Below are 23433 nucleotides of genomic sequence, written 5' to 3' on the forward strand. Positions count from 1 at the left end.
CTATGTCGCTTTCGCCATTATGAAAATAATAATTCTCGGCGCGGGACAGGTGGGTCGGACGGTTGCGCAGGAACTCACGAGCGAAGCCAACGATATCACCGTCATCGATCTCAACTCGCAGGTCCTGCAGGACCTGCAGGATCGGCTCGACCTCAGAACGGTCGTCGGCAGTGGCGCTCACCCTGAAGTGCTGGGAAATGCCGGGGCGGATGATGCGGACATGATCATCGCCCTGACCGATAGCGACGAAACCAACATGATTGCCTGCCAGGTCGCGGACACGCTGTTTCATACGCCAACCAAGATCGCACGTATTCGCGCCATGGAGTATCTCAGCTGCCCGCAGCTGTTCTCACCGGAGGCGCTGCCCATCGATGTGCTCATCAGCCCGGAGCAGCTGGTCACGCAATACGTCAAAAGTCTGCTGGAATACCCGGGCGCGCTGCAGGTCTTGGATTTCGCAGACGGCGCGGTCCGCCTGGTTGCGGTGCGCGCCTACTATGGCGGGCCTCTGGTCGGCCACGAGCTGAGCACGCTCAAAACGCATATGCCGGGCGTCCACGCACGGGTCGCGGCGATCTTCAGACGTGGACGGGCGATCATCCCCGAGGGCAACACCGTCATCGAGGCAGGCGACGAAGTGTTCTTCGTCGCCGCGCAAAAGAACATCCGCGCCGTGATGAGCGAACTGCGGCGATTGGAAAAACCGGTCAAGCGCATCATACTCGCCGGCGGCGGCAACATCGGCAAGCGGCTCGCCAGCTCCTTGGAAGGGCGCTATCAGATCAAGATCATCGAGCACAACGTGCGACGCTGCCGGTACCTCTCCGAGGAGCTCAAGAAAACGATCATCCTATGCGGCGATGCCGCCGACGAGGACCTCCTCCTGGAGGAGAACATAGAGAATACCGATATTTTCTGTGGCCTGACCAACGACGATGAAGCCAATATTCTCTCCGCCATGCTGGCGAAGTGGCTCGGCGCGCGCACGGTCATGGCGCTCATCAATCGACCCGCTTACGTGGACTTGGTGCAATCGACCGAGGGTATCGATATCGCTTTCTCACCCCAACAAGCAACCATCGGCAGCTTGCTCGCGCACATCCGCCGCGGCGATATGGTCAACGTTCACAGTCTGCGCCGCGGAGCAGCCGAGGACATCGAAGCGGTCGCCCACGGCGACGCATCGAGCTCTCGCGTAATTGGACGGCGCATCGACGAAATCAGGCTGCCGCGCGGCACCACCATCGGCGCCATCGTCCGCGGCAACGAAGTGCTAATGGCCCATCACGATACCCTCATCGAGCCCGAGGACCACGTCATTTTGTTTCTGGTGGACAAAAGCCGGATCGACGAGGTGGAGCGGCTGTTCCAGGTTGGCGTGACCTTCATCTGATAGTCGCCCATCGATGCGCATCGACGTCATCCAGCGAATTCTCGGAATGTTGATGATGGTATTCAGTACCACCATGCTGCCGCCAATCAGCATTTCGCTGTGGACGCAAGACGGCGCCGTCATCGCCTTTCTCATCGCATTCTTTACGATCCTCGGCATCGGCGCGGCATTATGGCTGCCCATGCGCAACCGCCACCGCGATCTGCGCTCGCGCGATGGCTTCTTCATCGTCACCCTGTTCTGGGCGGTGCTCGCCGGCTGCGCCGCGTTGCCGTTGATGCTCGCGACCCACCCCCATATGTCGCTGACCGACGCCTATTTCGAAAGCATGTCCGGCCTGACGACCACCGGCGCGAGCGTGCTGAGCGAAATCGATTCGCTGCCCCCCTCGATCCTCTATTACCGCCAGCAGCTCAACTGGCTTGGCGGGATGGGCATTATCGTACTCGCGGTTGCCATTCTTCCCATGCTCGGCATCGGCGGCATGCAGCTCTATCGGGCCGAGACCCCGGGTCCCATCAAGGACGCGAAGCTCACACCGCGCATTGCTGAAACGGCGAAAGCACTCTGGTACATCTATCTCGGGCTGACGGTCGCCTGTACGCTGGCGTACTGGGTCGGCGGAATGCCCCTGTTCGACGCCATCGCCTACAGCTTCTCCACTGTGTCGACGGGCGGGTTCGCGCCTCATAGCGCGAGCATGGCATATTACGATCACCCCGTGCTCAGCTGGTTGGGCGTGGTGTTCATGTTCATCGGCGGGGCCAACTTCGCGCTGCACTTCAGCGCCTGGCATCGCCGCGATCTGCGCCTTTATATAATCGATCCGGAATTCCTTTGTTATCTGCTGATCATCCTCGGGAGCACAGCGATTGCCACAGCGGCTCTCTACGGCTTTGGCTCCTATTCCTTTCTGGATGCGCTGCGTCACGGCAGTTTTCAGATCGTGAGCTTTTCCACCAGCACCGGCCTGACCACCACCGAGTATCCCAGTTGGCCGAGCTTCCTCCCCGTAGGGCTGATGTTCATCAGCATCATCGGCGGCTGCGCCGGATCCACCGCCGGCGGCGTGAAGGTGATCCGCTTTCTGCTCATGTTCAAACAGGGCTATCGCGAGCTGCTGCGGCTGATTCATCCGCAGGGTCAGTTCCTGGTCAAACTCGGCAACCGGGGGGTGGACGATCACATCACCACCGCCGTATGGGGTTTCTTCGCCACCTATATCGCGGTATTCGGGCTCATACTGCTGGCCCTTCTGGGCACCGGTCTCGATCAGATCACGGCCTTCAGCGCCGTTGTCGCCTGTCTCAATAATCTCGGCATCGCCTTCGGCGGGATAAGTGACGGCTTCACCCATGTAAGCGACACCGCCAAGTGGATGCTTGCACTGGCCATGCTGATGGGACGCCTGGAGATCTTCACGGTGTTGGTGCTCTTCCTTCCCGCGTTCTGGCGTCGTTAGCGGGGCTTGCTCGGCCGGACGACTCGCTGTGCGTTCGCCGCACGCACCCGAACCGCCGCAAGCGCGTTGCTCTCAGGAGCGGCCTCAGCCGCTGCCGTACTCCCCGCGCTGGCGCTTGATGTACAAAACGAAGAACGCCGGGACATGAGCGACGCCGAAGCCGCAGAGCATGGCCGCCAATCGCAACAGTGTGCTCTCGCCAACGGTCCACGCGGCGCCGAGATATACGCCCAGCGCCCCGACGCCGATCAGCAGCACCTGCAGCATATGAGCCGTCTTGACCCGCCCGGTATGTATCGGCAATCGGATGTGGACGTATACCGTCGCGGCAATGAGCACCAGCGCGAGCGACAAAGTGAACAGTTCTTGCATCTCCAGCCTCCAGAGCGACTCGCGCGTACGCTGCGGCCCCGCTTGCAGCATGCCAATCCCTTAGCGCGCGGGTCCGGGGTCCGGGCGGCGCGGTAATGATTGGGTCAGCGGGTAGTCGACTTCCCGGTCGGCGCCAGAATTTCTCCGGTGTAATATCGGGATTCGCTGCAGGCCAGGAAAACGAAGCTGGGCGCCATTTCCGCTGGCTGCGCCGGGCGCCCCCAGAATGTAGAGCCACCGAATCCAGCCACCTTTTCTTCCGGAAAAGTGGCGGGAATCAAAGGCGTCCACACCGGTCCCGGCGCCACGCAGTTCACCCGGATGTCGCGGGGTGCCAAAGCCTGCGCGAGGGACTTGGTAAGGTTGTGAATTGCCGCCTTCGTCGCGGAATAATCGATAAGCAGCGTATGCCCATCGAAGCCGGTCACTGAGCCCGTATTCACGATACTGCCGCCGTCCGGTATATGCGGCAACGCCGCCTGCGTCACATAGATACAGGCGAGAATATTGCTGCGAAACGTGCGCTCGATCTGACTTTCCGAGAGGTCTTCGAATTCCGATTCGGCGCATTGAAAAGCGGCATTGTTCACCAATACGTCGATACGCCCGAAGACCTCGACCGTCGCCTTGACGATTTGCCGGCAGCCCTGCGCATGACTCAGGTCCGCGGGCAGGCTGAGGCCCCTGCGGTGCGCCTGCTCAATCCATTTCAGGGTCTCTTTGGCATCCTCGTGTTCGTCATAATACGCGAACGCCACATCCGCACCCTCCCGTGCGAAGGCGAGCGCCACCGCACGACCAATGCCGGAATCGGCACCGGTGACCAAGGCAACCTTTCCTTCCAGGCGCCCCAGGCCGCGGTAGCTCGCCTCACCGTGGTCCGGTTTCGGCTGCATCGCCTCGGTTTGCCCCGGCCATTGCTGCTGCTGCGGGGGTGGGGAGGCGGGCTGGCCGTCATCCTTACGCTGCGTCATGATGTATGCTCCTGATGGTTGCGCCATTTCCATGCGCCGAGACTGGCTCGCCGGCGGTAGCCGCTAACGTTATGGAGCGGTTGCGTCGGTTTGAGGTTCCCGCCACCGCGAACGTCGGACGCAAGATGGCGTAACCCCCCCTTTGAGGCGTGATACGAAGCGCGTTCCGCAATGGGGTCCTGCGTCGCCGAGGTTTGCCCAGCCCTTCATGTGCCGCCGGGGTCGCACAGCGCCGAACGTGCGAGGCGCGGGCATCGCCGATCTAAAGCGAAATGCTTGGTCCGACTCGGTGGGGGCTTGGCGTAGTCGATGCGATCGCTGTAGTGTTGCCGCATGAACATCGATGCTTTGGAAAAAATGCTCGCGCGTGGCCAGGACAGTGCCATGTTGCGGCTGACGCTGGGCAATGCCTACATGCGCAACGGTGAGCAGGAAACCGCCCTCCGTCATCTAAGAGAGGCCGTCCGTCTGGATCCGGATTACTCCGCAGCATGGAAAGGGCTGGGACGCGCGCTCGTCGAGGCGGACCGCCCACAGGAGGCCTTGCAGACGTATCGCCAGGGATTGGAGGTGGCCGAACGTCACGGCGATATGCAGATCGTGCGGGAACTGAAGGTGTTCATCCGACGCCTGGAGCGGTAGGTCTCGCCCCGGCCGTCCATCGTATGCGCGGCTGCTCGTGAGGCGAGAATACGCCGGGCTCGCCCCGCGAACCGGGGCAGCAAACGTTCATTGTTCGAAAGGCGGGATATCAAACAAAAAAAACCGGCGCGGTCCGTGCGCCGGCATGCATAGGTTCACTTGGCTGGAGGTGATCTGCGCGTTCGCTCTATTCCTGAGCAGGGGAGCTTCCCTATCTTCTTCGACCGCGCGGCATCCCTGTCTTTCTTTTTGTTGCGGCTCCTTCCCATGGAGTCCCGCTTGCTGCATAACTATGCTTCCGTGTTAAATACTGCCATCTACAATGAACATGGACTGTCGGGTACTTGCGATCGTTTGTGTAGGAGTTTTCTGACAACACTTGTAGGTCGAATGATGATCGGTTTGTTGCAGCGGGTCTCCGAGGCGGCGGTCCACGTCGAGGGCTCGTGCTTGGGCCGCATCGGGCCCGGTTTGCTGGTATTGATCGGCATCGAGCGTCGCGATACCCATGCGCAGGCCGAACGGCTGCTGGAAAGAGTGCTCGGCTACCGGGTTTTCGACGACGCCGAGGGACGCATGGAGCGCTCGCTGCGCCAGACCGATGGGGGGCTCCTGCTCGTGCCGCAATTCACCCTTGCCGCCGATACCCGCAAGGGCACTCGCGCCAGCTTCACTCCCGCGGCCGCACGAGAGCCGGGCGCGGCGCTTTTCGACCACCTCCTGAAACGCGCCCACGGCGCGCTCACAACGGTTGCGGCGGGCCGTTTCGGCGCTCACATGCAAGTAAGCCTCGTCAACGACGGGCCCGTAACCTTCTGGCTACACGTTCCGCCCCCGCCATGATGGCGGAACCGGCCGACTCCCACGTCCCCATAACCCATGGTATCCTCCGCCGGACCGAAGGAGGGTGGCGGCACTTATGGCAAATCGCACCGCAACCGTCGAACGCAATACCCTTGAAACTCAAATTCGCGTGTCCATAAACCTGGATGGGCGCGGCGATCGTGAGCTTGCCATCGGGGTCCCGTTTTTGGAGCACATGCTGGATCAGGTCGCTCGCCACGGGCTGATCGACCTCGCGATACAGGCAAGCGGAGACCTCCACATCGATGCTCACCACACGGTAGAGGACGTCGGGATCGTGTTAGGGCAGGCATTGACTCAGGCGATCGGGGACAAGACGGGCATTCGTCGTTTCGGGCAGGCTTACGTGCCGCTCGATGAAGCCCTTTCACGGGTCGTGCTGGATCTCTCCGGCCGCCCGGGACTGGAATACAACGTGGATTATCCCCGGGCACGCATCGGCAGCTTCGATGTCGATCTGTTGCGCGAGTTCTTCCAGGGTCTGGTCAATCACGCCGCCATGACCCTGCATGTGGACAACCTCCGCGGGCGCAATGCGCATCACGTTGCGGAGACCGTCTTCAAGGCCTTCGGCCGGGCGCTGCGAATGGCCTGCGAGCCGGATCCACGGCTGGCAGGAATCACGCCCTCGACCAAGGGCCTGCTTTGAGCCGTTGGCCCGGGGCGAGCACGGGAGCGCGGGATGGCCGCAATCGCGATAATCGACTACGGGATGGGCAATCTGCGTTCCATGGCGAAGGCGCTCGAGCATGTGGGCGCGCGCGATGTCGTCATTACGGCCGAGGCGGAGACCGTGGCGCACGCCGAGCGGGTGGTCTTCCCCGGGCAAGGCGCCGTACGCGACTGCATGTCCGCGCTACAGCGCAGCGAGTTGGTCGATGTACTCTGTCAAGCCGCCGCCGAGCGCCCGTTCCTCGGCGTATGCATGGGCATGCAGGCGCTCATGAGCCTGAGTGAGGAGAACGAAGGAGTTCGGGCCCTGGACCGCTTTGCCGGAATCGTTCGTCACTTCCGCCATCTCAGCGCCGCGCATCAGGAGCTCAAGATACCGCACATGGGCTGGAACCGCTTGCTGATAAGACGCGAGCATCCTTTGTGGCGAGGCATCGAGGACGGGGCGTGGTTCTATTTCGTGCATAGCTACTACGTCGCCCCGGCCGATGACGGGATCGTTCTGGCAGAGGCCGAGTACGGCGCGGCCTTTGCGGCTGCCATCGGAAAAGAGAATATCTTCGCGACCCAATTCCATCCTGAGAAGAGCCAGCGGGCCGGATTGCGGCTGCTGGAGAATTTCGTTCGCTGGGACGGTTGCGTCCAAGATCGCTGCTGAGGTCAACATGCTGCTCATCCCCGCCATTGACATCAAGGACGGGAAATGCGTACGGCTCCGCCAAGGGCGAATGGATGACGAAACGGTGTTCTCCGATGATCCTGTCGCCATCGCCCGGCGCTGGGTGGAAGCCGGCGGACGCCGCCTTCACATTGTCGACCTCAATGGTGCCGTGGCCGGCTTTCCGGTCAACGCCGACATTATCGGCCGCATCGCCGAGGGATTTCCCGAGGTCGAAATTCAGGTGGGCGGAGGCATCCGGACGTTCAGCGTGATTCAGACCTACCTGGATGTCGGGGTCGATTATGTGATCATCGGCACCCAGGCCGTTCGCGAGCCCTACTTCGTCGACAACGCCTGCCTGGAGTTCCCTAGCCATATCATCGTCGGTCTCGATGCCAAAGACGGCATGGTGGCGACCGACGGCTGGGCGCGTGTTTCCTCGCGTGGCGCAACGGAGATGGCACAACGCTTCGAGCGCGCCGGCGTGGAAGCCGTCGTGTTCACCGACATCGGGCGTGACGGGATGATGCGCGGCGTCAACGTCGAAGCCACGCGTAAGCTTGCCCGGGAGGTCAACATTCCGGTCATTGCCTCCGGCGGCGTATGCACGATGGACGACGTCCACCATCTCTGCGCGGCGGGTGGCGATGGCATCGCTGGCGCCATTGTCGGCCGCGCGCTCTATGAGGGGGCGATCGATCTGCGCGAAGCCCTCGACCTGGTCGCGCAGCATACGGCGCTTTGAACGGAGGAATACGGCCGTCGTGGGCTTGGCGAAACGCATCATCCCCTGCCTTGACGTGAATGCCGGACGCGTGGTCAAAGGCGTTCGCTTCGTTGATTTGCGCGATGCCGGCGACCCGGTCGCCATTGCCCGCGCCTATGATGGCGCCGGCGCCGATGAGCTGGTCTTTTTGGACATCACCGCCAGCCACGAGCAGCGTGATACCATGCTGCATGTGGTCGAGGCTGTGGCAAGCGAAGTATTCATTCCGCTTACCGTCGGTGGCGGCATCCGCACCCTGGCCGATATCCGCCGGCTGCTCAATGCCGGCGCCGACAAAGTCGCCGTCAATACCGCCGTCGTCGAACGCCCGCAGCTCGTCACCGAGGCGGCCGAGCGCGTCGGCAGCCAGTGCATCGTGGTGGCGGTCGACGCCAAACGGGTGAGCGCGGAGAACGAACCGCTGCGCTGGGGCGTATATACCCATGGCGGACGCCGTCCCACCGAGCTGGATGCCATCGTGTGGGCACAGCGCATGGCCGAGGCCGGAGCGGGCGAGATCCTGCTTACCAGCATGGACCGCGACGGCACCAAACTCGGCTTCGACCTGGAGCTGACCCGCGCGGTTTCCGAGGGCACGGGGGTGCCGGTGATCGCATCCGGCGGAGTCGGCAATCTGATGCATCTCGTCGACGGCGTGAAGATCGGCCGGGCGGATGCTGTGCTGGCGGCAAGCATATTCCACTTCGGCGAGTTCACGGTCCAACAAGCGAAACAGACCATGGCGGAGCATGGCATCGAGGTGCGCCGATGAGCGGGTCCTGGCTTGACGAGCTGCGCTGGAATGCCGAGGGACTGATTGCCGTGATCGCGCAGGACGACGCCAGCGGCGAGGTGTTGATGCTGGCCTGGATGAATCGTGACGCGCTGCGTCGCACGGTCGAGTTCGGTGAGGCGGTTTATTGGTCGCGCTCACGCCAACGGCTCTGGCATAAGGGTGAGGAATCCGGGCACATCCAGAAGATTCGCGAGATACGCACGGACTGCGACCGCGACACGTTGCTGCTTCGAGTCGAGCAACTGGGGGGCATCACCTGCCATACCGGGCGGCGCAGCTGCTTCTCCACCCGTTACGAAACGGCGCGCTGGCGCACGGTGGAGCCGGTGCTGCGCAATCCGCAGGAGATCTATCCCCGAGGTTGACACACGATGTCCGATACGCTCGAGCGCCTGGCGCAACTTCTGGAACAACGCAAGGGAGCGGATCCCGCCAGCTCCTATGTGGCGCATCTATATTGCAAAGGTGGTGATCACATCCTCAAGAAGGTCGGTGAGGAAGCCATCGAGACCGTGCTCGCGGCAAAGTCCGGCGAGCACGCGCAAATCATTCACGAAACCGCGGATCTATGGTTTCATACCCTAGTGATGCTGGCTCACAACGGCCTGCGCCCGCAGGCGGTGCTCGATGAGCTGGAACGCCGCTTCGGGACCTCCGGCATCGAGGAGAAAGCGGCGAGAAACAGCGGCGATGGCGCTTCGGCGCGGAGGTAACGATGGGCTTCGGTGGAATCAGTCTCTGGTCGCTGTTGCTGATCCTGGCGATCGTGGTGTTGCTGTTCGGCACCAAGAAGCTGCGTCACATCGGCACCGATCTCGGCGGTGCGATCCGTGGCTTCAAGCAGGCCATGGACGAGGGCCAGACCGAGGATCGCGGGCGGCGCGGCGAGGAATCCGCGCAAATCTCCCAGCAGGATCCGATTGAGCCCCCTTCGGCCAACACCGAGGCCGGCAAAAAGCACTCTTCCTCGTAACGACGAGCGTTACAAGAGAGCCGCGCGCTCATCATGTTCGATGTCGGCTTCTGGGAACTTTTCGTCATCGCCCTGATCGCGCTCGTCGTGCTCGGCCCGGAGCGTCTGCCCGAATTGGCGCGCACCATCGGCCTGTGGCTCGGACGGGCACGCGCCGCATTGTACTCGGTGCGGCAGGAGGTGGAACGCGAAATCAACGCCGAAAAGCTGCGGGAGACGCGGCACGCCCTGCAACGGGAGATGAAAGAGCGCACCCGGGCGGTGGCCAAGGCGGCCGGAATCACGGACGCCGCCGCCGAAGAGCAAGCGCCGCTCGCATCCCCAGCGACCGAGAAGCGGGCGGCGGAGCCGGCTCGGGCGAGCGAGCGTGAGGCCCCTTCCCCACGCGCGGACGTACCGGCATCGCGGGAGAGCACCGCCGATGACGGTGGCGCCGATGCTACCAAGCACGATACCGAGCGATGAGCGGCGAAAAGGAGTCGCGGCAAAACGATTCCGAGCGGCCGCTTATAGCGCACTTGCTCGAGCTACGCAGCCGCATCCTGCGCGCCCTTGCCCTCGTGCTGGTGGTCTTTCTCGGCTTATATCCGCTACGCGAGCACCTGTATGCGTGGTTGTCCGAGCCCTTGCGCGCCGTTTTGCCGGCACAAGCGCACATGATCGCCACGCAAGTGGCCACCCCCTTTCTCATTCCTTTGAAACTGGCGTTGGTAGCCGCGTTTTTCATCTGCATACCGTACACGCTCTATCAGGTCTGGGCCTTTGTCGCACCGGGTCTGTATCGCCATGAGCGCCGTCTGATCTGGCCGTTGCTGATCTCCAGTGTGGGGCTGTTTTACGTCGGCATGGCATTCGCCTACTTCGTTGTCTTTCCGTTGCTTTTCGGCTTTTTCGCTCAGGCCACGCCACCGGGTGTGGCGATGATGACCGATATCGGGGAATACCTCGGCTTTGTGTTGACGCTGTTCTTCGCATTCGGCGCCGCCTTCGAGGTGCCGGTGGCGACCATTCTCCTGGTGCGCACGGGTGTGATGACCCCCCAGGCGCTGGCCGCGAAGCGGGCATACGTCATCGTCGGCGCCTTTACCGTCGGGATGTTGCTGACACCGCCTGATGTCATTTCCCAGGTGCTGCTCGCCGTTCCCATTTGGCTGCTCTATGAGCTCGGCATCATCTTCTCCGCTTGGTTCGCCCCCCCTTCGGACGCCGATATAACGACCTTCGGGCGCTAGCGCCAACGCTTCGGCTGCAGTGGGGCCGCCAGGGTGAACCCGAAGTGGCATCGAGCGCATTCACCACCCGAAGATTAGGGTATCCTGACCAGGTACGCTGGGCGCGCCGCGGGGTGCAACCGCCAGGCAATGACGGTTCCATCACGCGGCAACCGGCCGGCTCCAGGATCCGCCCTTCACGGTCGCCGGGAGAGAAAGAATCCGCCGTGTTGGAAATCGCACGCAATGACGCCACATAGCCATTGATGCAAGCGCTTGTTCCTGAATGTGCCGTGAATTCGAGATCCGCCGCCCAGTGAGGCTTCACTTGTCCAACCGCCTGGTAATTCACCTATGAACGGTGCCTTCGAGAGACTGCTTCGCAACTCCTACCTCAACGGTGCCAACGCTTCCTTCATGGAAGCCCTCTATGAAAGCTATCTCCAGGATCCCGACTCCGTGGATACCCAATGGCGCCATTTCTTCCGGGGGCTGCAGGCCGGCGACACCCGTGCGCGAAAGGATATACCGCATACGCCGATCCGGCGCGAATTCGAGCTGCTCGGCCGCGGCAATGGTCAGCATCGCCCCGTCGGCGCCACCGCCATGGCACCGGAAGCCGCGCAGAAACAAGCAGCTGTGCTGCAGTTGATCAATGCCTACCGGGTGCGCGGGCATCAGCACGCCAATACGGACCCGCTAGAGCTGCGCGCACCGCCCGATGTTCCCGATTTGAACTTCGCCTTCCATGGGCTCATTGAAGCCGACCTCGATAAACCGTTTCACACCGGTTCCCTGTTCGCCGAAGATCAGCTGCCCCTGCGCCGGATCATCGAGCTGATCCGCAGCGTCTATGCCGGAAAGATCGGGTCGGAGTACATGCACATCACCGACACGCGGCAGAAACGCTGGATTCAGGAACGTTTGGAGAACCCCGGCCGCTGGGCGGACCCGGCGCCGGAGAAAAAGCGCGAGCTGCTGCAGCGTCTGGTCGCGGCCGAAGGCATCGAAAAGTATCTCAACAGCAAGTACGTCGGCCAGAAGCGATTCTCCCTGGAAGGTGCCGAGACCTTGATTCCCCTGCTCGATGAGGTCGTTCAACGCGCCGGTGAAAAAGGCATCGCCGAGCTGGTTCTGGGCATGGCCCACCGCGGGCGCCTCAATGTACTGGTCAATCTGCTCGGCAAATCCCCGAAGGAGCTGTTCGCCGAGTTCGAGGGCAATTACGAAGTGGGCAAGGCCTCGGCGGGCGACGTGAAGTATCACCTGGGTTATTCGACCGATCTGGATACGCCGGGAGAACCCCTGCATTTGGCGATGGCCTTCAATCCCTCCCATTTGGAAATCGTCGACCCCGTGGTGTTGGGCTCGGTTCGAGCCCGTATGGAGCGGCGCCTTGATTTTATCGGTGAGCAGGTGCTTTCCGTACTCATCCACGGCGATGCGGCATTCGCCGGCCAGGGCGTGGTGATGGAAACGTTTCAGCTCTCTCAGGCACGCGGTTTCTGCACCGGCGGCACGTTGCATATCATCATCAACAACCAGATCGGTTTCACCACCAGCAATCCGCTCGACATCCGCTCGAGCTTCTACTGCACGGAGGTGGCGAAAATCGTTCAGGCACCGATTTTCCACGTCAACGGCGACGACCCGGAGGCCGTGGTTTTCGTCACTCAGCTGGCGCTCGACTATCGGGAGAAATTCAAACGCGATGTCGTGATCGACTTAGTCTGTTATCGCCGCCACGGTCATAACGAAGCGGACGAGCCCTCCGCGACACAGCCGTTCATGTATCAGAAGATCAAGCAACATCCGCCGGTTTGTCAGCTCTACTCCGAACGCCTCATCGCCGAACGGGTCATTGGCGAGGAAGAGATTCAACAAATGCAGCGCAGCTACCGTGATGCCCTCGACGAGCAACGGGTCGTCGCGCCGCGGGTGCTCCACGGTGTGACCAGCAAGTACCTGGTGGATTGGCCCTCGCATTTCCACAAGCAATGGAACGAGAAAGCAGAAACGCGGGTGGGGCTGGAGCGCGTTCGACACCTTCAAGAACGCCTTGATAAGCTACCCGAAGGAATGGAACTCAATCGTCGGGTAGCCGCCATAATGCAAAACCGCGCCAAGATGGCGGCAGGGGCTTTAGCCATGGACTGGGGTTTCGCTGAAACCATGGCCTACGCAACGTTGCTCGAGGAAGGCTACAAGATACGCCTGACCGGGCAGGACAGCGCTCGCGGCACCTTCTTTCACCGTCATGCAGTGCTCCATAACGCCCGCGACGGCACCTCTTACATTCCGCTCAAGCTGATCCCCCCGGAACCGGCCAATTTCACGATCATCGACTCGCTCCTCTCCGAGGAGGCGGTCCTCGGATACGAGTACGGCTATGCGACGGCGGAGCCCAATTGCCTGACGATTTGGGAAGCGCAATACGGCGACTTCGCCAACGGCGCGCAGGTGGTGATCGACCAATTCATCGCCTCCGGTGAGGCGAAATGGGGTCGCCTCTGCGGGTTGGTGCTGTTTTTGCCGCACGGCTATGAAGGGCAGGGGCCGGAGCACTCCTCGGCCCGCCTCGAACGCTTTTTGCAATTGGCCGCCGAACAGAACATACAGGTTTGCATCCCGAGTACGCCCGCCCAATTCTTCCACATGCTGCGGCGGCAAATGATCCGTCCCTATCGCAAGCCGCTCATCGTCATGACTCCGAAAAGCCTGCTGCGTCATAAGCTCTCAACCTCGGTATGCGATGAGCTATCCCATGGCGGTTTCCAACTCGTCATCGACGAAATAGACGATCTCACAAGCGAAGACATCGAGCGGGTCATTCTCTGCAGCGGCAAGGTCTACTTCGATTTGCTGCAGGAGCGGCGCAAACGCGAGCTGCAAAACGTGGCGATCATTCGCATCGAGCAACTGTACCCATTTCCCGAGAAGCGGCTCTCGAGCCTGCTCCAACGGCGCTACGAGAAGGCCACCGAAATCGTGTGGTGTCAGGAGGAGCCGAAAAACCAGGGTGCTTGGTATTCCACTCAGCATCACTTCTGGCAATGCATGACCAAGCAGCAAACGCTGCGCTACGCCGGGCGCGACGCTTCGGCCTCGCCGGCGGTCGGCTACGCCAAGCTACACCACGAGCAACAAAGAAAGCTGATCGATGAGGCGCTGCGCTGAAATTCACCGGGCTGCCGCAGCCCACGTCGCGCGACCGCGAACGTATTCATGCCGCTCGAGAGGCTTAACGAAAAGAAAGCGAGGAGCCGATGAGCACCGAAGTCAAAGTACCGGCGCTGCCAGAGTCCGTCACTGAGGCCACGGTCGTGAGCTGGCACAAGAAGCCGGGCGATCGGGTGCAGCGCGATGAAAACCTGGTAGACCTCGAAACCGATAAAGTCGTCCTTGAAGTACCCGCCCCGGAAGACGGTGTGCTCGGCAAGATCCTCAAAGACGAGGGAACCACGGTTGGCGCGGACGAGATCCTTGCTCGCCTGGAAGAAGCTGACGCAACGGCTACCGAGACAACCGAGCGCAGCGGCGAAAAAGAATCCTCGGCCGGCGAGCGCGACCGCTCCCAAGGCTCCGAACCGTCCCGCGGCGGCGATGAAACCGGGCATGGCCGCACCGAGGAGCCCACCGAGACGCCGCGCCACAACGAGAACTTGAGCCCCGCGGTTCGACGCATGGTCGCCGAAAACGACCTGGACGCCACCCGAATCGAGGGCACTGGGCGAGACGGACGAATCACCAAGGAAGACGTCTTACGCCACCTGGGCTCATCCACCGATTCTCCTGCCGAGAAGACCGAGCGCACCAACGAGCAGGCCGAGGCCGCCGAAGAGACAACCCAACAGCGCACGCAAAGACCGATGGAAACGGCCGACGTGGCGCGCGAGCGGCCGTCCGGCGAGTCGGGCGAGCGACCCGAGCGCCGTGCGCCGATGACCCGCTTGCGCCAGCGCATCGCCGAGCGCCTGGTGGAAGCCCAGCAAAGCACGGCGATGCTCACGACCTTCAACGAGAGCAACATGCAGCCGATCGTGGAGCTGCGCAATCGGTACAAAGAGCGTTTCGAGCGCCATCACGGCATCAAGCTCGGCTTCATGTCATTTTTCGTCAAGTCCGTCGTCGAAGCGCTCAAACGGTTTCCCATGGTCAATGCCTCGATCGATGGCAAGGACATCATCTATCACGGCTACTACGACATTGGCATCGCGGTCTCAACCGAGCGGGGGTTGCTGGTGCCGGTGCTGCGCGACGCCGATCAGCTGGGCTTTGCCGAAATCGAGAAGACGATCGGCGATTTCGGCGAGCGCGCCCGTCAGGGCAAGATCAACATCGACGAGCTCACCGGCGGGACGTTTACCATCACCAACGGGGGCATCTTCGGCTCCTTGATGTCCACTCCCATTCTGAACCCGCCGCAGAGCGGGATCCTTGGCATGCATAAAATCCAGGACCGACCGGTGGTGGAAAACGGCGCCGTGGTCGTGCGCCCGATGATGTATCTGGCGCTCTCCTATGACCATCGCATCATCGACGGCCGCGAGGCCGTACAGTTCCTGGTCGCCGTCAAGGACGGGATCGAAGATCCTTCGCGCCTGCTGCTCGAGGTCTGAGACCGCCTCGTCGCACTCCTCGGAACCCGCTCTGAAACTTCAGGAGATACCATGGCGAGATCGTTCGATGTCATTGTCATTGGCGCCGGACCGGCGGGCTACGTGGCGGCGCTGCGCTGTGCGCAACTGGGGTTGTCCACGGCGGTAATCGACGAGTTCCTCGACAAGGAGAATCAGCCCGCGCTTGGCGGCACCTGCCTGAACATCGGCTGCATTCCGTCCAAGGCGTTGCTGGATTCCTCGCACCACTACGACCATGCCCGCACGAAACTCGCCGATCACGGAATCCACGTCCGGGATGTCGAAATGAAGCTCGAGGAGATGATCGGGCGCAAGGATCGGGTGGTCGCGGAGCTCACGGGGGGTATCCGGCAGCTGTTCAAGGCGAACAGCATCCAATGGTTAGCCGGACACGGCATGCTGCACGAGGATCACCAGGTGCAGTTCACTCCGCACCAGGGCCGTGCCGAGACGCTCCGGGCCGACAACGTCATCCTCGCGACCGGCTCCCAACCCATAACGCTCGATGCCGCGCCGCTGGACGGTGAGCGCATCGTTGATTCCGCCGGTGCGATGGAGTTCACCGAGGTACCCAAGCGCCTGGGTGTCATCGGCGCCGGTCTCATCGGCTTGGAAATGGGTAGTGTCTGGAACCGCCTGGGCTCGAAAGTCGTGCTGCTCGAGGCCATGGAAAGCTTTCTCGCCAGCGTCGACCAGCAGCTCGCACGCGAGGCCCATCGCCAGCTCACCAAACAAGGTCTGGACATCCGTCTTGGCAGCCGCGTCAACCGGGTGCGTCAAGGCAAGACGCTCAGCGTGCATTACGAAAACCACGAAGGCGAACACAATATTCAGGTCGACCGACTCATCGTGGCCGTCGGCCGCCGCCCCTATACCGACGACCTGGCCGTCGAAGATGCCGGCCTGCTGACCGACGAGCGGGGTTTCATCCTGGTCAACGAGTATTGCGAGACAAATCTGCCCGGGGTCTATGCGATCGGCGATGTGGTGCGTGGCCCCATGCTCGCCCACAAGGGCTCCGAGGAAGGGATCATGGTGGCGGAGCGTCTGGCCGGCCATGCCGGCGAGGTCAACTATGAAACGATACCCTGGGTAATCTACACCCACCCTGAAATCGCCTGGGTAGGTAAGACGGAACAGGAGCTGAAGGCCGCGGCGGAACCTTACCGCGTCGGCAGCTTCAACCTGGCCGCCAACGGGCGCGCCCGGGCCATGGGTGAGCCGATCGGCATTGCCAAAATCATCACCCATGCCGAAACAGACCGGATACTCGGTGTGCACATCCTCGGGCCACAGGCCTCGGAGCTTATCGCCGAGGCGGTGCTTGCCATGGAATATGCCGCGAGCGCCGAAGATCTCGCCAGAACCGTGCATGCGCACCCCACGCTCTCCGAGGCGGTCCACGAGGCCGCGCTCAGCGTGCACAAACGCGCGCTTCACAAGGCGAACTAAGAAGCACCGCCTCAGGCGCGTCGGGACCGCAAGCGCCGCCACCGGCAACGCGGGAGCTCGCGCTCGACAGGAGGATCTCAGGCTCCATACTGAATATGATCCGTACCCGGGCGACAGGTTGATGCGCCAAGCGCCGCGCCAATGCGTATCACGTGGGAGTGCCTCAATGCCAACAGTGGAAAGCGCGGGCAAACGCTTGCGCGACGCGCTCGAGCGCGAGCGCCCTCTGCAAATCGTCGGCACCATCAATGCGTATTGCGCTTTGTTGGCGGAACGCGCCGGATTCCGCGCCATCTATCTATCCGGCGCGGGTGTGGCGAACGCCTCGCTGGGCGTACCGGACCTCGGCCTGACCTACCTCGGCGACGTGACAGAAGACGTGCGCCGCATCACCGCGGTCTGTGACCTGCCGTTGCTGGTCGACGCCGACACGGGATGGGGCGGGGCATTCAACATTGCCCGCAGTGTGCGCGAGCTCATCCGGGCCGGGGCGGCGGCGCTGCACATCGAGGACCAGGTTCAGGCCAAGCGCTGCGGCCATCGCCCTGGCAAGGCGCTGGTAGCGAGCGACGAGATGGTCGATCGCATCAAGGCGGCGGCCGATGCACGTTTCGACGAGCACTTCGTGCTCATGGCGCGCACCGACGCTCATGCCAGCGAAGGCCTGCAGGCGGCGATCGAGCGATCCTCAGCCTATGTCGCTGCCGGCGCCGATATGATCTTCGCCGAGGCGTTGCAATCGCTGGCCGAATACCGCGCTTTCACGGCGGCCGTCGACGCCCCGGTCCTGGCCAACGTCACGGAATTCGGCCGCACACCGCTGCTCTCGGTAAATGAGCTGCGCGGCGCGGGCATCGCACTGGTGCTTTACCCGCTCTCGGCATTCCGCGCCATGAGCCGCGCAGCGCAAGCGGTCTATGAAACGATCCGCGTCGATGGAACGCAGCAAGCCGTGCTCGCGCAGATGCAAAGCCGCGACGAGCTCTACGAGGTCCTCGGCTACCTGGATTATGAGCGCAAGCTCGATGAGCTATTCCGCCAAGGCTGAAGCAGGAGCTTGACGATGGCCGAGAAGAGAACGTTACCGAGCCTGCGCGGCGTGATCGCCGGTGAGACCCAACTTTGCACCGTGGGCGAGGCGGGAACCGGGCTGAGCTACCGCGGTTACGATATCCGTGATCTGGCCGAGCACGCAACGTTCGAGGAAGTCGCCTACCTGCTTCTCTACGGGGAACTGCCCAGCGCCAGCCAATTGCACGACTACGAGGAGCGGTTGAAGCGGCGGCGCTCGCTGCCCCGGGCGCTGACCCAGGTGCTGGAGCTGCTGCCCCGTGACGCGCATCCGATGGACGTCATGCGCACCGGTTGCTCCGTGCTGGGCGTGCTCGAGACCGAGCAGGGCTTCGCCCGGCAACAGGAGGCGGCGGATCGCCTCCTGGCGGCCTCGCCGGGCATACTTTGCTACTGGTACCGTTACAGCCACGACGGTGTGCGCGTGGACCCGGATACCGTAGATGATTCGATCGGCGGCCAACTCCTGCATCTGCTAACGGGCAGCCCACCGGATCCACTCCATGAAAAGGTCATGCATGCTTCACTGATCCTCTACGCCGAGCATGAATTCAACGCCTCGACTTTCGCCGCGCGGGTGTGCGCCTCGACTCAGTCCGACCTGCATTCGTGCATCACCGGTGCGATCGGCGCGCTGCGCGGACCGCTGCACGGCGGCGCCAACGAAGCGGCCATGGTCATGCTCGAGCAATGGTCGGATCCGGACGAGGCCGAGCGGGAGGTTTTGCGCATGCTCGAGCGCAAGGAAAAGATCATGGGCTTCGGACATGCCGTCTACCGAAGTCGGGATCCGCGCAATCCCATCATCAGGGAGTGGTCGCGCAAGCTTGCCGAGCAGACCGGCGAGAGCACCTTGTACGCCGTCTCCGAGCGTGTCGAAACCGTCATGTGGCGGGAAAAGCGCCTGTTCGCCAACGCGGACTTTTATCACGCCTCCGCCTACCACTACATGGGCATCCCGACCAAGCTGTTCACACCGGTGTTCGTGCTCTCGCGCATAACCGGCTGGTGTGCCCATGTCATGGAGCAGCGCCAGAGCCCCCATATCATCCGGCCGAGCGCCGCCTATACCGGTCCGCCGGCTCGGCGCTGGATCCCGCGCGAAGCGCGCGCTTGACGCGGCATGCACGGCACAGGGCCCGAGTGATGAGCCAACAAGGAAATCGCAACGCGCAGCGATCCGCACCGGATCCGGTGCTGGTGGACATCGCCACCTACGTGGTCGAAGGGGAAATCCGCTCGGCAGAGGCCTATGAGACGGCACGCTATTGCCTGATGGACACGCTGGGCTGTGGTTTGCTCGCCCTGCAGTATCCGGCCTGCACCAAGCTGCTCGGCCCGGTGGTCCCGGGGGCCGAGATGGCCGCAGGCGTGAGGGTTCCCGGCACCCCCTACCGGCTGGATCCAGTACAGGCGGCCTTCAATATCGGCGCCATGATCCGGTGGCTCGACTACAATGACACCTGGCTTGCGGCCGAGTGGGGCCACCCCTCCGACAATCTCGGCGGCATTCTCGCCACGGCCGACTACCTCGCGCGCCGCGAGCCGGCTTCACAGCGGCGCGTGCTGAGCATGCGCGACGTGCTCACCGCCATGATCAAGGCCCATGAAATCCAAGGCGTGCTTGCCCTGGAGAACAGCTTCAATCGGCTCGGCCTGGACCATGTGATACTGGTACGCATCGCCTCGGCAGCCGTTGCTACCGCCTTGCTGGGCGGCAGCCGGGAGGACGTCGTCAATGCCCTGTCACAGGCATGGCTCGACGGTGGGGCGCTGCGCACGTATCGCCACGCACCGAATACCGGTTCGCGAAAAAGCTGGGCTGCCGGTGACGCCTCGGCCCGTGGCGTGCGCTTAGCGTTGATGACGATGACCGGCGAGATGGGCTATCCTTCGGCACTATCGGCGCGCAGCTGGGGCTTTCAGGATGTCGTGTTGGCAGGCAAGCCGCTGCACCTCGCGCGCGGCTATGGCAGCTACGTGATGGAGAACATCTTGTTCAAGCTCGCCTATCCCGCCGAATTTCACGGACAAACCGCGGTTGAAGCGGCCTTGATGCTCCACCCGGAGGTGCGCGACCGTCTGACCGCAATCGACACCATCGTGATCGAAACGCAGGAAGCCGCCGTTCGCATCATCGACAAGACCGGTCCGTTGCACAATCCGGCCGATCGGGATCACTGTCTGCAGTACATGGTGGCCGTGGCCTTGCTCTTCGGCCGCCTGAGCGCTGTCGACTATGAGGACGAGGCGGCGAGCGATGCGCGTATTGACGCCTTGCGAGCAAAAATGCAGGTCTCGGAGAACACACAGTTCAGCCGCGACTACCTGGATCCGCAGAAACGCTCGATCGGCAATTCCGTGCAGGTGTTTTTCGCCGATGGCAGCAAGACCAGGAAGGTCGAGGTCGAATACCCCTTAGGCCACCGGCGGCGGCGCGACGAGGGTATTCCGGCGCTGATACGAAAATTCGAGGCGGCGCTCGCCACGCGCTTCGCGCCCCGCCAAGCCGCGCGCATCAAGGAGGCCTGCGCCAGCCAGGAGCGTCTCGAGGCACTGCCGGTGGACACGTTCATGGATTACTGGGCATTGTGAGGCGAGGCGTTTCGCGACCCGCCTCGGGTCGCGCCGCATAGCGAGATGTGACAGCAGAATAACTCCATAAGAAATGTGTTCGGGTCTCGCGCCGGAGTGACGCATCCCGGCTGCCGAATGTCGGGGCGCTCTTTCTCGTCTCCGGCGATTCCTGGTCGGCTACCCCTGAGGAGAGGCGAGTCGCGCCTGCGCGAGCGCAGCGAATGTCAGCGACGTGGAACCATCGAAACGGACCCGGTTCATCGCCGTGAGAAGCGCCTGCGGCGCCTGATGTCATGGGAGATTGGCGCTCCAAGCGCGACACGCCGGATGAACGCTGTCGAGCAACGATGGGTATTGAGTCGAAAAATCACCGTTATCATTCGCCGGCGGAATAACTTCTGCTGGCGCGGGATACGGCAAGGCAACCGCCTTCGCCTACGTCCTGAAAAGGGGCGTAATGCCGAGCCCGCATCCAGGCGTCACGCTCAAAAGTCCTGGAGTTGCAACCGCACGCGGGCAATCGGCTGGCGAACGCAGTGGCGATTGATTAACCCAAGAGGTGAAAGATGGCAGCAAAACTGAAACCCACCCCCATTCAGGGTGATGCCGATCCGCAAGAAACCCAAGAGTGGCTCGAGGCACTCGAAGGGGTGCTGGAATACGAGGGGTCCGAGCGCGCTCAGTTCCTCCTGGAGGCGCTGGTGGAGGCCTCACGCCGCCGGGGTACGCAGCTTCCGTTCAAGGCCACCACGGCCTATCAGAACACCATCGTGCCGCAGATGGAGGAACGCTCCCCCGGCGACGCCGCACTGGAGTGGCGCATCCGCTCGCTTATCCGCTGGAACGCCATGGCCATGGTGGTTCAGGCGAACCGCGAACGCGAGGGCATTGGTGGCCATATCGCCAGCTTCGCCTCCAGCGCCACGCTCTATGAGGTGGGCTTCAATCACTTCTGGCATGCGCCCAGCAAGGACCACGGTGGAGATCTGGTCTTCATGCAGGGGCACTCCGCGCCCGGAATCTACGCGCGGGCCTACCTCGAGGGCCGCCTCAGCGAGGAACAGCTCCACAACTTCCGGGCGGACTGTCACCCCAACGGGCTTTCCTCCTATCCCCATCCCTGGCTGATGCCCGATTTCTGGCAGTTTCCCACCGTCTCCATGGGGCTTGGCCCCATTATGGGCGTCTACCAGGCCCGCTTCATGAAGTACCTGCACAATCGCGGCATTGCCAACACCGAGCGACGCAAGGTGTGGGTGTTCTGCGGCGACGGCGAGATGGATGAGCCCGAATCCCTCGGTGCCATCGGTCTGGCTGCACGTGAATCGCTCGACAACCTCGTTTTCGTGGTCAATTGCAATTTGCAGCGTCTCGACGGGCCGGTGCGTGGCAACGGCAAAATCATCCAAGAGCTCGAAGGCGAGTTTCGCGGTGCCGGCTGGAATGTAATCAAGGTCATCTGGGGCTCCTACTGGGACCCGCTGCTCGCACGAGACACCAAGGGGTTGCTGCGCAAGCGCATGGAGGAGTGTGTCGACGGCGAGTACCAGAACTTCAAGGCCAAGGGCGGCGCCTATACCCGCGAGCATTTCTTCGGCAAATACGCCGAGCTCAGGGAAATGGTCGCCAACATGACCGATGAGGACATCGCCCGGCTCAATCGTGGCGGACACGACCCCCACAAAGTCTACGCAGCCTACGCGGCAGCGGTAAAACATCGGGGACAGCCCACCGTCATTCTGGCCAAGACCATCAAAGGCTACGGCATGGGCGAGGCAGGTGAAGGCCAGAACATCACCCATCAACAGAAAAAAATGGCCGAGAAGGCGCTCAAGCAATTCCGGGACCGATTCAATATTCCCATCCCGGACAACCAAGTGGCCGAAGCGCCCTTCTACAAACCGGAAGAGGACAGCGCCGAGGCCAAATACCTGCATGAGCGACGCCGAGCGCTCGGCGGTTATCTGCCGGCCCGCCGCACGGATACCAAGCCGCTGGAGATCCCGGAGCTCAAGGCCTTCGAGACCCTATTCAAGGACAGCGGCGAGCGCGAAATGTCCACGACCATGGCCTATGTGCGGATCCTGTCCATTCTCGCGCGTGACAAGAAGGTGGCGCCCTACCTGGTCCCCATCGTTCCGGACGAGGCGCGCACCTTCGGGATGGAGGGGCTTTTCCGGCAAATCGGCATTTATGCTCCGCAAGGCCAACTCTACGAGCCGCAGGACGCCGACCAGCTGATGTACTACCGCGAGGACCGCAAAGGCCAGATACTCCAGGAGGGCATCACCGAGGCCGGATCGACCGCGTCATGGATGGCGGCGGGCACCTCGTACACCAATCACGGCATCGAAATGATCCCCTTCTTCGCCTTCTATTCCATGTTCGGCTTCCAGCGCGTGGGCGATCTGCTCTGGGCCGCCGGCGACATGCAGGTCAAAGGCTTCCTTTTGGGAGGCACGGCCGGGCGCACCACGCTCAACGGCGAGGGATTGCAACACCAGGACGGTCACAGTCACCTCGCCGCCGCGGCGATACCCAACTGCGTGGCGTACGATCCAACCTTCGCCTACGAGCTTGCCGTGATCATTCACGACGGCCTCAAGCGGATGTACGAGCGTCAGGAGAAAGTTTTCTATTACATCACCATGATGAATGAGAACTATCATCAGCCGGCCATGCCCGATGGCGCCGAAGAGGGGATCCGGCGCGGGATGTACCTTTTCCGCGAAGGCGGCGAAGCAAAGCTCAAGGTACAGCTGCTGGGCTCGGGCACCATCTTCCGCGAGGTCATCGCCGCGGCGGAGCTGCTCGAACAGGACTGGGGCATCGCCGCCGATCTGTGGAGCTGCACCTCCTTCACCGAGCTGCGCCGCGACGGCATCGCCGCCGAGCGCTGGAACA

22 protein-coding genes are annotated in these 23433 nt (G+C 62.4%); 20 read left to right on the top strand and 2 right to left on the bottom strand.

All coding sequences use genetic code 11. The features are described 5' to 3' along the window. Window positions 1–19 precede the first annotated feature (19 nt). Window positions 20–1396, top strand: a complete 1377-nt coding sequence (trkA, locus tag AC52Q4_RS03920; RefSeq protein ID WP_495535495.1) for a Trk system potassium transporter TrkA — start codon at window positions 20–22, stop codon at window positions 1394–1396. Between the two features lie 13 nt (window positions 1397–1409). After that, window positions 1410–2858, top strand: coding sequence for a TrkH family potassium uptake protein (locus AC52Q4_RS03925; protein WP_495535496.1), 1449 nt, complete (start codon window positions 1410–1412; stop codon window positions 2856–2858). An 84-nt stretch (window positions 2859–2942) separates the two neighbouring features. Here the strand turns inward: AC52Q4_RS03925 and AC52Q4_RS03930 are convergent, their stop codons facing one another. Together AC52Q4_RS03930 and AC52Q4_RS03935 are read right to left on the bottom strand one after the other, a co-directional pair. Beyond that, window positions 2943–3230, bottom strand: coding sequence for a hypothetical protein (locus AC52Q4_RS03930; RefSeq protein ID WP_495535497.1), 288 nt, complete (start codon window positions 3228–3230; stop codon window positions 2943–2945). A 104-nt stretch (window positions 3231–3334) separates the two neighbouring features. Beyond that, the gene (locus AC52Q4_RS03935; RefSeq protein ID WP_495535498.1) at window positions 3335–4204 is read right to left on the bottom strand and encodes an SDR family oxidoreductase; all 870 of its coding nucleotides are present in this window, start codon (window positions 4202–4204) and stop codon (window positions 3335–3337) included. 333 nt (window positions 4205–4537) lie between these two features. Here AC52Q4_RS03935 and AC52Q4_RS03940 point away from each other — a divergent pair, with 333 nt between their 5' ends. The 18 genes from AC52Q4_RS03940 to aceE form a co-directional block, all read left to right on the top strand. Beyond that, window positions 4538–4846 carry a tetratricopeptide repeat protein gene (locus AC52Q4_RS03940; protein ID WP_495535499.1) on the top strand — a complete coding sequence of 103 codons (309 nt, stop codon included), beginning with the start codon at window positions 4538–4540 and terminating at the stop codon, window positions 4844–4846. Between the two features lie 393 nt (window positions 4847–5239). Beyond that, window positions 5240–5689 (top strand): D-aminoacyl-tRNA deacylase, encoded by a 450-nt coding sequence (gene dtd, locus AC52Q4_RS03945; protein WP_495535519.1) that lies wholly within the window; start codon window positions 5240–5242, stop codon window positions 5687–5689. 76 nt (window positions 5690–5765) lie between these two features. Beyond that, window positions 5766–6359 (top strand): imidazoleglycerol-phosphate dehydratase HisB, encoded by a 594-nt coding sequence (gene hisB / locus AC52Q4_RS03950; RefSeq protein ID WP_495535500.1) that lies wholly within the window; start codon window positions 5766–5768, stop codon window positions 6357–6359. A 33-nt stretch (window positions 6360–6392) separates the two neighbouring features. After that, entirely contained in the window at window positions 6393–7040 is a 648-nt protein-coding gene (gene hisH, locus AC52Q4_RS03955; protein WP_495535501.1) for an imidazole glycerol phosphate synthase subunit HisH, read from the top strand. Window positions 7041–7047: 7 nt separating this feature from the next. Further along, window positions 7048–7788 carry a 1-(5-phosphoribosyl)-5-[(5-phosphoribosylamino)methylideneamino]imidazole-4-carboxamide isomerase gene (gene hisA, locus AC52Q4_RS03960; RefSeq protein WP_495535502.1) on the top strand — a complete coding sequence of 247 codons (741 nt, stop codon included), beginning with the start codon at window positions 7048–7050 and terminating at the stop codon, window positions 7786–7788. Between the two features lie 19 nt (window positions 7789–7807). Next, the gene (gene hisF / locus AC52Q4_RS03965; RefSeq protein ID WP_495535503.1) at window positions 7808–8581 is read left to right on the top strand and encodes an imidazole glycerol phosphate synthase subunit HisF; all 774 of its coding nucleotides are present in this window, start codon (window positions 7808–7810) and stop codon (window positions 8579–8581) included. Continuing rightward, window positions 8578–8970, top strand: a complete 393-nt coding sequence (gene hisI / locus AC52Q4_RS03970; RefSeq protein WP_495535504.1) for a phosphoribosyl-AMP cyclohydrolase — start codon at window positions 8578–8580, stop codon at window positions 8968–8970. Before hisF ends, hisI begins: the two co-directional genes overlap by 4 nt. 6 nt (window positions 8971–8976) lie before the next feature. Next, on the top strand, window positions 8977–9318 hold the full coding sequence (locus AC52Q4_RS03975) for a phosphoribosyl-ATP diphosphatase (protein ID WP_495535505.1): 342 nt from the start codon (window positions 8977–8979) through the stop codon (window positions 9316–9318). A 2-nt stretch (window positions 9319–9320) separates the two neighbouring features. Continuing rightward, entirely contained in the window at window positions 9321–9578 is a 258-nt protein-coding gene (gene tatA / locus AC52Q4_RS03980; protein WP_495535506.1) for a twin-arginine translocase TatA/TatE family subunit, read from the top strand. A gap of 33 nt (window positions 9579–9611) precedes the next feature. Beyond that, a complete protein-coding gene (gene tatB, locus AC52Q4_RS03985; RefSeq protein WP_495535507.1) occupies window positions 9612–10043 on the top strand; it encodes a Sec-independent protein translocase protein TatB in 432 nt (143 codons plus the stop codon). Continuing rightward, the gene (gene tatC / locus AC52Q4_RS03990; protein ID WP_495535508.1) at window positions 10040–10810 is read left to right on the top strand and encodes a twin-arginine translocase subunit TatC; all 771 of its coding nucleotides are present in this window, start codon (window positions 10040–10042) and stop codon (window positions 10808–10810) included. Before tatB ends, tatC begins: the two co-directional genes overlap by 4 nt. Window positions 10811–11143: 333 nt before the next feature. Next, window positions 11144–13966, top strand: coding sequence for a 2-oxoglutarate dehydrogenase E1 component (locus AC52Q4_RS03995; RefSeq protein ID WP_495535509.1), 2823 nt, complete (start codon window positions 11144–11146; stop codon window positions 13964–13966). Window positions 13967–14055: 89 nt separating this feature from the next. Next, the gene (gene odhB, locus AC52Q4_RS04000) at window positions 14056–15408 is read left to right on the top strand and encodes a 2-oxoglutarate dehydrogenase complex dihydrolipoyllysine-residue succinyltransferase (RefSeq protein ID WP_495535510.1); all 1353 of its coding nucleotides are present in this window, start codon (window positions 14056–14058) and stop codon (window positions 15406–15408) included. 51 nt (window positions 15409–15459) lie between these two features. Beyond that, window positions 15460–16881, top strand: a complete 1422-nt coding sequence (gene lpdA / locus AC52Q4_RS04005) for a dihydrolipoyl dehydrogenase (protein WP_495535511.1) — start codon at window positions 15460–15462, stop codon at window positions 16879–16881. Between the two features lie 166 nt (window positions 16882–17047). After that, a complete protein-coding gene (prpB, locus tag AC52Q4_RS04010) occupies window positions 17048–17929 on the top strand; it encodes a methylisocitrate lyase (protein WP_495535512.1) in 882 nt (293 codons plus the stop codon). Between the two features lie 15 nt (window positions 17930–17944). Then, window positions 17945–19069 (top strand): bifunctional 2-methylcitrate synthase/citrate synthase, encoded by a 1125-nt coding sequence (prpC, locus tag AC52Q4_RS04015; RefSeq protein ID WP_495535513.1) that lies wholly within the window; start codon window positions 17945–17947, stop codon window positions 19067–19069. Between the two features lie 29 nt (window positions 19070–19098). After that, window positions 19099–20547, top strand: coding sequence for a bifunctional 2-methylcitrate dehydratase/aconitate hydratase (locus AC52Q4_RS04020; RefSeq protein ID WP_495535514.1), 1449 nt, complete (start codon window positions 19099–19101; stop codon window positions 20545–20547). Window positions 20548–21095: 548 nt separating this feature from the next. Beyond that, window positions 21096–23433 (top strand): pyruvate dehydrogenase (acetyl-transferring), homodimeric type (gene aceE / locus AC52Q4_RS04025; protein WP_495535515.1); only part of this gene is annotated, 2338 nt, incomplete at its 3' end.

Source organism: Nitrococcus sp., from assembly GCF_059432795.1.